This is a genomic window from Verrucomicrobiota bacterium, assembly GCA_038744685.1.
In the GTDB taxonomy this organism is placed as follows: Bacteria; Verrucomicrobiota; Verrucomicrobiia; order Opitutales; family Puniceicoccaceae; genus Puniceicoccus.
The window spans coordinates 1-13,848 of the sequence record JBCDMB010000010.1 but is presented as its reverse complement, the minus strand read 5'-3'; the positions used below and the strand labels follow the sequence as shown (position 1 = coordinate 13,848).

The following is a 13,848-nucleotide window of genomic DNA, read 5'->3' as shown; positions in this document are numbered from 1 at the left end:
AAAAAAGCAGCCATGAACGAAACCGAAGCAATCGATATAGATCGCGAGAAGGGGAACTTCCGCTACGACGTCGAGTATGAATACGACGCGGGGACGGGGCTTTCCGAGGAGACGATCGACTACATCTCCGAGGCGAAAGGCGAGGAGGCCTGGATCAATGAGTTCCGAAAGAAAGCCCTAAAGGTTTTCAACCGTCTCCCGATGCCGACCCACTGGGCGACTAAAGACCTGGAAAACATCGTTTTCGAGAACATCCGTTACTATCTTTCCCAGGGTCAGGTTCCCAGTCGGTCTTGGGAAGAAGTCCCCGATGAGGTGAAAGAGACGTTTGAGCGCCTCGGGATTCCAGAACAAGAGCGAAAGTTCCTCGCGGGTGTAGAGGCCCAATTCGACAGCGAGGCAGCCTACTCCCGTATGCAGGATTCCTTGGAGAAAGAAGGGGTGATCTTTGTAGGGTCGTCAGAAGGACTCGACAAGCATCCGGAGATTTTCAGGAAGTTTTTTGGAAAGGTCATCCCGACTAACGACAACAAATTTGCGGCGCTGAACAGTGCCGTCTTCAGCGGAGGTAGTTTTATTTACGTCCCTCCCGGCGTGAAACTAGAGCAGCCCCTTCAGGCTTATTTTCGGATCAACGCCGAAAGTTTCGGACAGTTCGAACGGACGCTGATCATCGCCGACGAAGGCGCAGAGGTAACTTACATGGAGGGCTGCACTGCACCTAAGTTCGAGACGAGCACTCTCCATAGCGCGGTGGTTGAGCTTGTTGCACTCAAAGGTGCGAAGATCCAATACATTACGGTTCAGAACTGGTCCAACAATGTCTTCAACCTGGTCACAAAGCGGGCATGGGCTGAAGAGGGAGCCGAAGTCAAGTGGATCGATTGTAACATCGGCTCGCGGCTGACCATGAAATATCCCGGCGTAGTCCTGAAGGGCAGAAAAGCCCGTGGTGAAGTCATTTCCATCGCATTGGCTAATGATGGCCAGCATCAGGACACTGGAGCGAAAATGGTTCACCAAGCGGATGAAACCAGCAGCAACATCATCTCCAAGAGCATATCTGTGGGAGAGGGTAGGGCGACCTACCGAGGGCTTGTGCAGATGCCGGAGCACCTCAAGGGCTGCAAGAACAACACCGAATGCGATGCGTTGTTGATCAACACGAACAGCCGGACCGACACCTATCCGGCGATCAATGTTCAAGGCGAAGGGAACTCTGTGCAGCATGAGGCAAGTGTTTCCAAGGTGAGCGCAGAGCAGATCTTTTACATGATGCAGCGAGGGTTGTCAGAAGGGGAGGCTATGAGCCTTGCGGTAAACGGATTTGTGAACGATCTCGTGCGCCAATTCCCGATGGAGTACAGCGTCGAATTGAAACGGTTAATCGATATGGAAATGGAGGGTTCGGTAGGATGAGCACAGGGAATACCATGGAAACAGTTCAAACCAACACGATGACAACTGCAGTCTCAGACCTAGCAATGGACGCGACCGGCCTTGATGATCAGGCCTCCTTCGAACGGCATCTTTCCGCCTCAACTCTGCCTACGGTGTGGAAGGATTGGAAAATCGAGTTTTGGAGAAAGTTTCAGGATCTTCCGATGCCGAAGAGTCGGGACGAGCATTGGCGTTTTTCCAAACGGATCGATTTCGAGCTTTCTTCTTACCAGCTGGCGGAGAAACCTTCTGAGGAGGTGGTTGCTGAGGCAGTCAAGCGCTCGAATGTCGTTGGTGCTCTTTCGGGAAGATTCATTTTTGTGGATAATTTCTTGGTACATCGCGACAATTTGGACGAGGAGACCCTGAGCCGAGGGGTGATTTTCCTCCCTCTTGAGGAAGCTTTCGAGAAACACCGCGACCTCGTAGAGCAATACCTTTTCCAAGAGTCGACAGATCTAGGATCCGAAAAATTTCACGCGCTTCACAACGCTTACTCGGAGACAGGGTACTTCCTTTATGTTCCCAAGAATGTTGAGATTGAAAAGCCATTTGTAGTCGACCACTGGCAGTCGGCACCCGGAACTGCGACTTTCCCCCACATCCTCGTCATCGGTGGAGAAAACAGCAGGTTCTCGGTCGTCGACGTTCATCAGTCTTTGTTCGATGACCGTGAGGGATTTGGCTGCTCGGTAGGGAATGTGTTTGCAGAATCGGGTGCACGGATCTTCCGCAAAACGGTTCAGAACTACAACGAGAAGTCAGTCGCTTTTCAGTTGGATACCAACAACGTGGATCGAGATACCTCGGTTCGTGGGATCAATCTGAATCTCGGAGGCCGGCGATCCCGCTTCGAAAACGAGGTGCGCATCAACGGGTCCGGGGCAGACGTGAAGCTCTACTCACTTACGATTGCAGAGAACGATCAGGAGTTCGACCAACGAACCCTGCAGATCCACAACGCGCCAAACGCTGTTTCGGACCTCCTCTACAAGAACGCGTTGATGGATCACAGCCGGACCATCTTTTCAGGTTTGATCAAGGTAGCAAAAGACGCGCAGCAGACAGACGCCTACCAAACCAACCGAAACCTCTTACTGAACGAGACGGCTCAAGCGAATTCGCTTCCGGGATTGGAAATCGAGGCGAATGATGTGAAGTGTAGTCACGGTGCAACTACGGGACAGCTGGATCGCGAAGAGCTGTTTTATTTTCTCCAGCGCGGGATTCCCAAGACCATAGCGCAGCAGCTTATGGTTTTCGGGTTTTTTGAAGAGGTCATTGAACAGTTTGAAAGCGCCGAAATGGAAGAGAATTTGAGGGAGCTGATCCGGGAGAAATTCGCAAAGAAGCAACTCCAGGCGGTTGCTTCGGCGTAGAGGGATTCCTGCAATGATCGAGGAGACTGACCGTATCCTTTCCCGTGACGTCAAAGCGACGTTGATTCCCCATGGCGAATCGATGGAGCTGCCGGAAGGATCCCGTGTAACAATCACCCATCGCTTGGGGGGTAATTATACAATCATGACTGAAAACGGGATGTTCCGAATTGGCGGTGAAGACGCCGACGCACTCGGAGAAGAGCCTGAAGTCACCGACTTTGGTTCTTCTGAGGCATCCGGCGAAGGTCCACCGGATGAGGAGGCGATCTGGTCACAGCTTAAAAAGGTATTCGATCCGGAAATACCAGTGAATATTGTAGACCTAGGGTTGGTTTACAGCATGGAAAGCCTCGAGCGCGATGACGGGGGTTACAAAGTAAACGTAGCGATGACTTTGACCGCTCCGGGCTGCGGAATGGGTCCTTCAATTGCCGAGGACGCCCGCAACAAAGTGGTTCAGGTGCCGGGAGTTGAAGAAGCGCAAGTGGATATCGTCTGGGATCCGCCCTGGAATCAGGACATGATCTCCGAGACTGGCAAGATGGAGCTGGGCCTGATTTAGAATTTCAGATCTCAAATTTGAAATCTGACTTCGACAATATGCCCCGCAAGGTTCGGAGCTTTTCCTTCACTCTCTTGTGCTACGGGATCTTCTTGGTGGCGATTGGGGTTGCTGGCTACCTGAATAATCCAACGAAAGCACAGACCGCACTTGCTACTGGGGGCTTCTTCGGAGGCATCCACATATTCTGGTCCTGGCTCTGGAAAAGAAAGTTCCGAGTGGCAAGGATCGGCGCGGGCGTAACCCTGATCATTGTCCTTGCCGCCTCGACATGGCGCTCATGGGTTTCCTGGCAGGCTTACCTGGGAGGGGACGAATCCAAAAAGTTCGTCGCCTTTCTCCTCACAGCAATGTTTCTAGGCACGCTGAGGGTATTCCTCCGCTACCTGACCCTCCCGAAAGTCTCCCCCAAAGCGTAAAGGACCGAAGAAAGTCGTTTCTTCCTTCCTACTGTTCTCGCTAATCCAGTGGGTGAACCCATTCGAGGCTCTCATACCGAGCAAACCCCCGGTCCAGCGAGGCCCAATGGCAGCCATGCTCGATTGCCAGCGCGGCATGATAGGCATCAGGCACTAGATTGCCCAGCGCTTCGTACTTCCGGCAAAGTGTGACGAATATTGGCCAGTGCGGATCACCCGGCGAAAGGATGTGAACCGTGGGGCGAGCACGGAAATCTTCGATGAAGTCGACCGCTTCTGGGAGTGGCGTTGGATTCTGGAATACCTTGGGGTGAGTCAGAATACGCAGCGTCCCACCAAGCACTAGCTCGCTGACGTCGACATCGTTTCCCCTGGCAAGTGCCTTCATGAGCTATTCATTGATTGGAAGGTGTTGATCGGCATCTTCCCGGTGAGCATGAACCAATGAATTTACGTCAAGAAGGAACATCACTCTTTCATCGATTCCAGTAGTGACGCCGAATGGTTGAGGTCGACGCCCGAACACATACCGGATCTGCGGAAAGTCCTGAGTGGACGAATTGGACTGGATTGCGCCCTATTTTTCGCTTGCGCCGCCAGACTGACTCACACGGCCTCATTGATAATTTCTGCAAGAGTGCAGCTACGGTCTGGTGCCAGCTTTTAATTAGTGATCAATCTTCTAAGCAATTACCACAGATATGGGAGCGATGAACCGGTGTATAGGCGGGGCATGCCTACGAGAGCGGGGATGACTCGTCATGAGTCGGTATCGGCGTGGAAGCCCAGTGGGCGTTTTTGGCTTTCCTCACCTGGCTGAAGGAGCGGTAGGAGTTTTTGGTAGATATCCCAGAGCGTTTGGTCGTGCTCCATGAGAGTTTTATCGATTTCGGCGAGCCTTTTGAGGATTTTCGCGTTGGTCATGAGCTGCTCCCGCATTTCGACGAAGGCACGAATCACATAAACGCTCATTGAAACCGCCTTCTCCGAATTTAGAATCGTAGAGGCCATCAAGGCACCGTGTTCAGTGAAGACACGTGGGGGCTTTCGTCTTCCCCCGCGTCCCTTTGATCTTCCAATTTGGAATATCAAATCCTCGAATTCTTGATCGGACAGAACAAAGGAAAACTCTTCGGGGAAGCGAGCTAGGTTTCGACCTACCGCCTTATTGAAGTTCCCAGTAGTGGCTCCATACAGTTTCGCCAGGCTGCTGTCCAGAACGACCGCTTGTCCACGTATCGTGTGGATAGGCAGTTTCTCGGTGCTCTTACTTCTGGCATTCATTGTTTGTCGGCTCGAGAGGCAGCATCGGCTAGTCGGTAGTTCAGGACGTCGGTGAACGGAACTTTTTTCCAAAGGAATTCAGTAGGTTTACTCATCGAATCCAGGATGCAATAAATAGTGATCAAAAATACACCATCAAATCGTCCCGGCTGGAGAGCAAGCCCGATTTCTACCGCGAGACCATTTCGAAGCGAAATGATATTGGTCCCAGAATTGCTCAGCCAGCCCTTCTCAATGCTCTACACTATCGAAGATAAGCCGCCTTGGCCGACCTCAATCGTGCTGGGTTTCCAGCAGTATTTGACCATGTTTGGTTCAACGGTTGCGATCCCGTTGTTGCTCCAGTCCCACTTGAGAGCTTCGAATGCGGAGTTGGCTTTGTTGATCAGCACGATGTTTCTGGTCAGTGGAATTTCCACGTTGTTGCAGACCACATTTGGCTCGCGTTTACCCATCGTCCAGGGGGGAACCTTTTCTTTTCTCGGTCCAGCCATTGCGATCTGCGGGATGGCGTCTTTGGCCGATGCGGGTTTCGAAGTGCGGATGCAGCACGTTCAGGGAGCCGTTATCGCAGGGGCCTTTTTTGAAATGCTGGTGGGTTTCGGCGGATTGATGGGACGTATTCTTAAATTTATTACGCCAGTCACGATTGCTCCGACAATTGCCTTGATCGGATTGGCACTGTTCAAATTCGGGGCACCCGTAGCGGGTGAGTATTGGGGGATTGGTGGACTGACGATTCTTCTTTTGATCCTGTTCAGCCAATATTTTAGAAAAGCTCACCCGCTTTTGAATCTCTTCCCGATTTTGTTGGGTTTGGTCAGTGCCTGGCTCGTGGCAACAATACTCAGTGTCGCTGGGATCTTTGAACTAGGCCATCCGGCTTACGTTAGTTTCGAAGCGGTAAAGGAAGCTCCTTGGGTTCAAGTGCCTAGTCCTTTTCAATGGGGGATGCCTATTTTTGGCGTGGCGGCAATCGTTGGCATGTTGTCCGGCTACATCGCCAGCATGATTGAATCGACAGGGGACTATTTTGCAGCCGCGCGGATGTCCGAAGCACCCACTCCAAACGCCAAAACCATAAACCGTGGAATTGGGTTTGAAGGGTTGGGGTGCTTGCTCGCTGGTATTTTCGGAACGGGGAACGGAACCACTTCGTATTCGGAGAACATCGGAGCGATCGGATTGACCCGCGTAGGGAGCCGCCGGGTGATTCAGGCCGCGGGGTTTTTAATGTTGGGTTTTGCGGTCTTTGGAAAGTTCGGAGCACTGTTCGTATCGATACCTAGCCCGGTGGTCGGAGGTATGTATTGCGTAATGTTTGCAATGGTCACGGGAGTCGGTTTATCGAATCTGCAGTTTGTTGACCTGAACTCTTCTCGAAACCTTTTTATCATTGGTTTTGCGTTGTTTTCCGGATTATCGTTACCGGAGTATGTTGGCGCTCATGGAGAGGCGATTTTGGGATTGTTTCCCGAATCACTACAGTGGTTTGCAGGAATCATCATTACGATCGGTAGCTCCGGAATGGCGGTCGGTGCCTTTCTTGCGCTAATCCTCGACAACACGATTCCCGGCACCGATGCCGAACGGGGAATTGAATCATTCTTATCTCAAACGAAACCCTCTAGCGATTCTTAATTATGGCTGAAATTGTAAAAGCAGGTCTCATTCAGGCTTCTTCGACCCACTCGGGAGAAGAGGATCCATCAATCATTCGCAGCGCGATGGTCGAAAAGCACGTCACGAAGATTGCCGAGGCGGCAGCGAAAGGTGTCCAGGTGCTCTGTCTACAGGAATTGTTTTATGGCCCGTACTTCTGTGCTGAGCAGGAAATTCGTTGGTATGACATTACCGAGAAGATTCCGGATGGACCGACGACACAATTGATGTGTGAACTGGCCGCGAAGCACAACATGGTGCTGATCGTCCCAATTTATGAGGTTGATGTGGAGGGCATCTACTACAACACCGCGTCAGTGATCGATGCCGATGGCACTTATCTAGGCAAGTATCGGAAAAACCATATTCCGCATTGCCACCCGGGTTTCTGGGAGAAGTTCTATTTCCGACCTGGCAATTTGGGCTACCCGGTGTTTCAGACCGCTGTCGGAACGATCGGTGTTTATATCTGCTATGACCGGCACTTCCCGGAAGGGGCGCGCGCTCTGGCACTCAATGGCGCCGAGATTGTCTTCAACCCTTCCGCAACAGTTGCAGGGTTGAGTGAATACCTCTGGAAACTGGAGCAACCCGCGCACTGTGTAGCCAACGGATACTTTCTAGGTGCAATTAACCGGGTCGGAACCGAAGCACCATGGGGAATTGGAGAATTCTACGGGCAATCCTATTTCTGCAACCCACGCGGACAGCTGATCGCAGAAGGATCCCGCGATCAGGATGAGTTGATCGTCGCGGACCTCGACCTTTCGGAGATTCGGGAAGTGCGGGATACCTGGCAGTTTTTCAGAGATCGTCGGCCGGAGTCTTACGGATCATTGGTTCAACCGTGATCGATAACTAGCTGCAATGATTTCGCTTCCTCCTTTTGACCATGTGCCCAAGCCCTACGAAGGGCCGGGTTACGACGAGGTCATGCATCTACGTCAGGCACACCTGACTCCGGCACTGGTTACCTACTATGAAAAGCCGGTCATGCTGGTCGAGGGGAAGATGCAATATCTCTACGACGAAAAAGGAAAGCGATACCTCGATGCTTTTGGTGGTATCGTCACCGTAAGCTGTGGCCATTCCCACCCAAAGATTAACGCGGCAGCGCAGGAGCAGATGGACACGCTCGTCCATAGCACAACCATTTACCTTCATCCCGAAGTGGCGCTTTATGGAAAAGCCTTGGCGGATAAACTGCCAGGCGACCTCTCCGTTTGTTATTTTGTGAACTCAGGTTCGGAGGCCAACGACCTTGCTTTGCTGATGGCGCGACTACACACGGGTAACTACGACCTTATTGCCTTGAGGAACTGCTATCACGGAGGCTCTCATTCTACGATGGGGCTTACCGCTCATGGAACCTGGAAGTTCAATACACCGCAAGGATTTGGTATCCACCACGCCCTAAATCCGGACCCTTATCGAGGGCCCTTTGCCGGTCATAATGATCAGGCGACAGATTACGCCAACGATGTGAAGGAGCTAATTGAGTTCTCGACTCCGGGAAGAGTTGCCGGGTACATAGCTGAATCCATTCAGGGAGTCGGCGGGGCGGTCGTATTTCCCGACGGCTACCTTCGGAAGACCTATGAAATCGTCCGCGCTCACGGAGGGGTTTGTATTTCGGATGAAGTCCAGGCTGGATTTGGGCGAACGGGATCTTACTATTGGGGCTTTGAGGAGCAGGGGGTTCAGCCAGACATAGTGGTTATGGCCAAGGGTATTGGAAACGGGTTTCCGCTGGCTGCAGTGGTGACCACACCGGAGATTGCCAAGTCCCTGACGACCCACATTCATTTCAACACCTTTGGGGGAAACCCGTTTATCTCCCGTATCGGTCGGGCCGTTCTCGAGGCAATCGACGAAGATGGTTTGCAGGAAAACAGTTTAGTTGTTGGAGGACACTTCATGGACCGCTTGACCGAATTGAAAGAGAAGCACTCCATCATCGGAGAAGTGCGAGGCCGAGGACTCATGCTCGGAATTGAATTGGTAGCCGACCGAAAGACGAAAGAACCAGCGACAGAAGCCTGTGTGGCTGCGTGGAATCGCTGTAAAGATGTGGGGCTCCTGCTAGGCAAAGGGGGACTTTTTGGAAACGTTCTGCGAATCAAACCACCCATGTGTCTTACGGTGGAAGATGCTGATTTTGCTGCGGACGTATTAGATGAAACACTACAAAAAATCTGAAACGAAAGATAAGAAATGAGCACACTGGAAACAACAGTAGATGGGCTGAAAATGAGCAATCCGTTCGTGATAGGGTCTGGCCCTCCCGGCACGAATGTTCGAGTGATCAAGCGCGCTTTCAAAGAAGGTTGGGGTGCGGTAATTGCAAAAACCGTAAGCTTGGATTGCTCTAAGGTAGTCAACGTAGGACCCCGCTACGCGAAGCTCCACTCCAGCGACGGAAAGGAAGTCATCGGCTGGGAGAACATTGAGCTGATCAGCGACCGACCCTTCGATAAGTGGCTGGATGAGTTTAAAGAAAGCAAAGATGCGTATCCCGATGGGGTCCTGATCGCTTCCATTATGGAGGAATACAATAAGGACGCTTGGTGCGAAATCGTGACCCGCTGTCAGGATGCAGGCGTGGACGCCTTTGAGTTGAACTTTTCCTGCCCGCATGGGTTACCGGAGCGGAAGATGGGGGCAGCAATGGGTCAGGACCCGGAGATTTTGGAGGAGGTCTGCACATGGGTAAACGAGGTCGCCACAATTCCGGTCTGGGCGAAGATGACCCCGAACATCACCCACATCGAAGATCCAACACGTGCGGCTCTTGCCGCGGGATGCGAAGGAGTGAGCGCAATCAACACCATCCGCTCGGTGATGGGAGTCGATTTGGAAACCCTTCGCCCCATGCCCACCGTGGAAGGGTATACAACGCCTGGAGGTTATTCTTCTCGGGCGGTGAAACCGATTGCTTTGCGGATGGTCATGGAAGTGGCGCAATTGATTCGACAGGAGTTCCCTGGTCGCACCCTGTCTGCTCTTGGTGGAGTGGAAACCGGTGAAGACGCTGCGGAATTCATCCTCATGGGTGGCGATACCGTTCAGGTGTGCACTGGCGTGATGAAGTTCGGCTATGGGCACGTGCAGAAGATGTGTGATGAGCTGTTGGCCTTCATGGAGACCAAGAACTTCGATACGCTCGATGACTTCAAGGGTCACGCTCTCGGTTACTTTACCACCCATGCAGAATTGGTGCGGATGCAGACGGAGCGTAAAGCTGCCGAAAAAGCGGCCAAAGAATCGATGGTGGTGAAAGACGGCGAGTGGGACGGCGATGATTTTGTGAAGCAGTCCAGCGAACTGGCGACAAACTAGCTCTCAAAAAAAGAGAAATAGACATGGCTCTTATCCAGGAACGAGTTGACTTAGCAAACGAGGGTAAGAACGACAAGGTGATCTGTCGCCTGAGGTCCGGATGGGTCGTCATAGGAGACGTTCAACCATTGAGAGGGTACTGCCTGCTTCTCTCAGACCCAGTGGTTCCAACGGTTAACGATTTGCCGATGGAAAAGAGAATCGAATTCTTGAAAGAGATGACGATCGTGGGTGAAGCCATCCAGAAAGTAGTCGGAGCAAAAAGAATGAACTATGAGATCCTTGGAAATGCTGAGCCCGAGCTACATGCTCACATTTTCCCTAGATTCGAAGATGAACCAGAGGAATTAAAAAGGATGCCGCCATTCTTCTATGATTGGAATACAGCACCGCCTTATTCAGAGCGTTTGCACGGGGACCTTAGGATATCGATTCAGGAAGAACTTTTAGCCTGTGCCCACAACCCCCTACAGTCAGGGCAGACAAATTGCTGCGTATGAGGCTCAAAGCAACGTCACTGAGACCTTGTCCCATCCTGATCAACGGCCACTGGTCTGTTCCAGAAACTCAGGAGACCAGCCCCGTTCATAACCCCTCGACTGGCGAGGTGATCGCCGAGGTGCCTCATTGTGGTGCGGATGTCGTCGATGCAGCCACCACTGCAGGGAAGGCGGCTTTCACGAATTGGTGGCAGACGCCACCGATTCAGCGAGTTCGGATTCTGATGCGCTATTGTGCACTCCTCGAAGAGAATTTCGAGGAGTCGGTTAATATGATCGTCGAGGAACATGGGAAAACCCGAACAGAAGCCCGTGGCGATCTGCGCCGGGGTATCGAGGTGGCAGAATATGCGTGCGGGATTACTGACATGCTGAAAGGTGAGGTGCTGGAGAACGTTGCATCTGGGATCGACTGCTCGATGGTGCGCCAACCGGTTGGGGTTTGCGTCGGCATCTGCCCATACAATTTCCCCGCACTGGTTCCCATGTGGATGTTCCCGATGGCTCTCGCTTGCGGGAATTGTTTCATCCTCAAACCCAGCGAAAAGGTTCCATTGACAGGGATTCGCCTGATTGAACTTTTGGAGGAGGCTGGTCTTCCACCCGGAGTTTTTTCGGTCGTTCATGGAGGTAAAGAGTGTGTAGACGCTCTCCTGACCCATCCGGATGTGGCGGCGATCTCGTTCGTCGGCAGCTCGCCGGTGGCTGAGTACATTCACAAGACCGGGACAGCAAACGGCAAAAGGGTGCAGGCAGCCGGTGGTGCTAAGAATTTTGTGGTCGTTATGCCTGACGCTGATCTCGGGAAGGCTGTCGAGGGATTGACTGACGCGGCCTTTGGGTGTTCGGGCCAAAGGTGCATGGCCGGATCCACGGCACTTACCGTCGGAGATGCTTCCGATCGTTTTATCCCGGCGATGGCCGATTCCGCCGCCGCTTTGCCCGTAGGACCTACCCACTTGTCACCATCTGCCAAACTAGGAGGAGTGATTACCCCAAGTCACCGTGATCGGATTGTATCGTTGATCGATTCTGCTGTTGACGAAGGGGGTGACCTGATCGTCGATGGGCGCAACGTTACTGTGGCCGATCATCCAGACGGTTTTTACCTGGGAGCCTCGGTTATTGACCGGGTTACTACCAAGATGACTATTTTTGAGGAGGAGGTGTTTGGCCCGGTCCTCAACGTGATGCGGATGAGCGATCTGGATGAGGCGTTGGATTTGGCTGGGAAAGTAGCTTTCGGAAACGGTGCTTGTATTTACACCCAAAGCGGACGGGCTGCCCGGGAGTTTCGGCACCGGGTGAAAGCGGGTATGGTTGGAATCAATGTAGGAGTGCCGGCCCCATTGGCCTATTTTCCTTTTTCCGGATGGGACTATTCCTTTTTTGGAGATCTCCATTTACAGGGACGTGAGTCAGTCCTGTTTTTCACGAGGGCGAAAGTTTACACGGAGCGTTGGTTTGCCCCTGGTGAGGGTGATATCTGGCACAAGGATTGATGGGGTGAATCGTGCGGGTTGGTGTGCATCGCGGAATCCGATCCATATCACTGGAAGGGTCTCCGGACATTGAGGACAATGTCCCTCCAGGGAAGGTTTACTTGAATGCAACTTGTTTGGCGACGGATCACAAAGTAGTAAGTTCTTTATCACAAGATTATGTCCCTACTCATCAAAAACGGCGAAGTTGTAACCGCAGAAAGACGATTTCTCTCCGATGTCTTTTGCGAAGGAGAAGAGATCACCAGAATTGGTGAGAATCTGGAAGTCGAGGCCGACGAGGTGATTGATGCCAGAGGAAAGTATGTCTTTCCCGGCTTTATCGATCCCCATGTCCACATCTACCTCCCCTTCATGGGAACGTATTCGAAGGACAACTACGAATCCGCCAGTAAAGCTGCCTTGATTGGGGGAACGACAACTTTGATTGAGATGTGCTGCCCTTCCCGGCTGGAAGAGCCTCTTGAAGCATTCCATCTTTGGAATTCGAAAGCAGAGGGTGTTTCTGCCTGTGATTACACTTTCCATATGGGCGTCACACGGTTCGATGAGACGGCAGAGGCCCAATTGCGGACTATTGTATCCGATTTTGGCATTACCTCTTTTAAGGTTTTCCTTGCCTACAAAGGTGCGTTTGGGATCGACGACTGGGAGCTTTATTCCACGTTGCGATTGGCGAAGGAATTGGGGGTGGTCGTTACGGCTCACTGCGAGAACGCAGACTTAGTGTCCGAGACTCAGAAGAAGCTGGTCTCCGAGGGGAAGACTGGGCCCGAATGGCACGAACCGTCCCGACCAATTGCGGTGGAGGCAGAGGGCTGCCACCATCTGATGACCTTTGCTGAGTTGACTGGTGCCGAGGTATACGTCGTGCACACGTCTTGTATCCCTGCTGTTGAGGCGATACTAGCTGCAAGAGGCCGAGGGGTGAAGGCTGGGATAGAGACGGTCATACCCTATTTGGTCCTGGACAAAACCTATGCAGAGTTACCCGACTTCGAAGGGGCAAAATATGTGATGTCTCCACCTTTGCGGGCAAAAGAACATCAAGACTTTCTCTGGGATAAGTTAGCTGACGGCACGGTGGATACCGTTGGAACCGATCACGCACCTTTCGACTTCGAGACGCAGAAACATATGGGTCACCCTAATCCGGAGAAGGCCGTGACTGCGGATTTTCAGCTGCGGGGTGAGGGCGCGGATTTTACCCTGATTCCGAATGGGATACCCAGTATCGAAGACCGTGTGAACCTGCTCTATACCTACGGCGTTGTCTCGGGTCGAATTGATCTCCAACGATTTGTTGCGGTTGCCTCCACGAATGCAGCGAAGCAATTCGGTCTCTTTCCCCGTAAGGGAGCTCTAGAGATCGGATCTGATGCAGATATCGTTGTCTACGATCCGAATTACGAAGGTAAAATCTCCGCTGCGACCCATTCGATGAACACGGACTATTCTGGATTCGAAGGTATGCCGATCAAAGGAAGGCCTTCTGTCGTGACGGTAAGGGGCGGAGTCTGCGTGAGAGATGGTTCTTTCGTTGGTCGAATGGGCCGCGGGAAGTTGCTGAAGCGCGGGTAGGATCGGTGTTCTGAACAGGATATTCTTTTTGCTTACGGACCGCGGACTTGTAGGATAAACCTCATGAGTCAGTTTTTACAGTTCTTCCGAGAATGGATATCTTTCATTCGTCGGAGGAAGGACTGGAAAAAGTCGCTTCGGACTGAAAGAGTTCGGGGCAGCCAGGGGGCCGGCGGC

Annotated in this window: 13 protein-coding genes; 11 read left to right on the top strand and 2 right to left on the bottom strand. The window is 52.3% G+C overall.

Annotated elements, in window-relative coordinates; translation table 11 throughout:
• The first annotated feature begins 12 nt into the window (after window positions 1–12).
• The 4 genes from sufB to AAGJ81_07625 are packed head-to-tail and all read left to right on the top strand — an operon-like array spanning window position 13 to window position 3,803.
• Window positions 13–1,419 (top strand): Fe-S cluster assembly protein SufB, encoded by a 1,407-nt coding sequence (gene sufB / locus AAGJ81_07640; protein ID MEM0966001.1) that lies wholly within the window; start codon window positions 13–15, stop codon window positions 1,417–1,419.
• A 14-nt stretch (window positions 1,420–1,433) separates the two neighbouring features.
• Window positions 1,434–2,819, top strand: coding sequence for a Fe-S cluster assembly protein SufD (gene sufD / locus AAGJ81_07635; protein ID MEM0966000.1), 1,386 nt, complete (start codon window positions 1,434–1,436; stop codon window positions 2,817–2,819).
• 13 nt (window positions 2,820–2,832) lie between these two features.
• A complete protein-coding gene (gene sufT / locus AAGJ81_07630; protein ID MEM0965999.1) occupies window positions 2,833–3,384 on the top strand; it encodes a putative Fe-S cluster assembly protein SufT in 552 nt (183 codons plus the stop codon).
• Between the two features lie 38 nt (window positions 3,385–3,422).
• The gene (locus AAGJ81_07625) at window positions 3,423–3,803 is read left to right on the top strand and encodes a hypothetical protein (protein MEM0965998.1); all 381 of its coding nucleotides are present in this window, start codon (window positions 3,423–3,425) and stop codon (window positions 3,801–3,803) included.
• A gap of 40 nt (window positions 3,804–3,843) precedes the next feature.
• Here the strand turns inward: AAGJ81_07625 and AAGJ81_07620 are convergent, their stop codons facing one another.
• Together AAGJ81_07620 and AAGJ81_07615 are read right to left on the bottom strand one after the other, a co-directional pair.
• Window positions 3,844–4,191, bottom strand: coding sequence for a TA system VapC family ribonuclease toxin (locus AAGJ81_07620; protein ID MEM0965997.1), 348 nt, complete (start codon window positions 4,189–4,191; stop codon window positions 3,844–3,846).
• Window positions 4,192–4,562: 371 nt separating this feature from the next.
• On the bottom strand, window positions 4,563–5,087 hold the full coding sequence (locus AAGJ81_07615) for an ORF6N domain-containing protein (GenBank protein ID MEM0965996.1): 525 nt from the start codon (window positions 5,085–5,087) through the stop codon (window positions 4,563–4,565).
• 195 nt (window positions 5,088–5,282) lie between these two features.
• Between AAGJ81_07615 and AAGJ81_07610 the strand changes: the two genes are divergently transcribed.
• The 7 genes from AAGJ81_07610 to hydA all read left to right on the top strand — a co-directional run bounded on the left by AAGJ81_07610 (window position 5,283) and on the right by hydA (window position 13,671).
• On the top strand, window positions 5,283–6,728 hold the full coding sequence (locus tag AAGJ81_07610; protein ID MEM0965995.1) for a solute carrier family 23 protein: 1,446 nt from the start codon (window positions 5,283–5,285) through the stop codon (window positions 6,726–6,728).
• A gap of 2 nt (window positions 6,729–6,730) precedes the next feature.
• A complete protein-coding gene (locus tag AAGJ81_07605) occupies window positions 6,731–7,600 on the top strand; it encodes a nitrilase-related carbon-nitrogen hydrolase (protein ID MEM0965994.1) in 870 nt (289 codons plus the stop codon).
• 16 nt (window positions 7,601–7,616) lie between these two features.
• The gene (locus AAGJ81_07600; protein MEM0965993.1) at window positions 7,617–8,948 is read left to right on the top strand and encodes an aminotransferase class III-fold pyridoxal phosphate-dependent enzyme; all 1,332 of its coding nucleotides are present in this window, start codon (window positions 7,617–7,619) and stop codon (window positions 8,946–8,948) included.
• A 15-nt stretch (window positions 8,949–8,963) separates the two neighbouring features.
• A complete protein-coding gene (gene preA, locus AAGJ81_07595) occupies window positions 8,964–10,088 on the top strand; it encodes an NAD-dependent dihydropyrimidine dehydrogenase subunit PreA (protein ID MEM0965992.1) in 1,125 nt (374 codons plus the stop codon).
• 23 nt (window positions 10,089–10,111) lie between these two features.
• On the top strand, window positions 10,112–10,588 hold the full coding sequence (locus tag AAGJ81_07590; protein MEM0965991.1) for an HIT domain-containing protein: 477 nt from the start codon (window positions 10,112–10,114) through the stop codon (window positions 10,586–10,588).
• Window positions 10,585–12,090, top strand: coding sequence for a CoA-acylating methylmalonate-semialdehyde dehydrogenase (locus AAGJ81_07585; protein MEM0965990.1), 1,506 nt, complete (start codon window positions 10,585–10,587; stop codon window positions 12,088–12,090). The genes AAGJ81_07590 and AAGJ81_07585 overlap by 4 nt, the downstream gene beginning before the upstream one ends.
• Before the next feature lie 159 nt (window positions 12,091–12,249).
• Window positions 12,250–13,671, top strand: coding sequence for a dihydropyrimidinase (gene hydA / locus AAGJ81_07580; GenBank protein ID MEM0965989.1), 1,422 nt, complete (start codon window positions 12,250–12,252; stop codon window positions 13,669–13,671).
• Window positions 13,672–13,848: the final 177 nt, after the last annotated feature.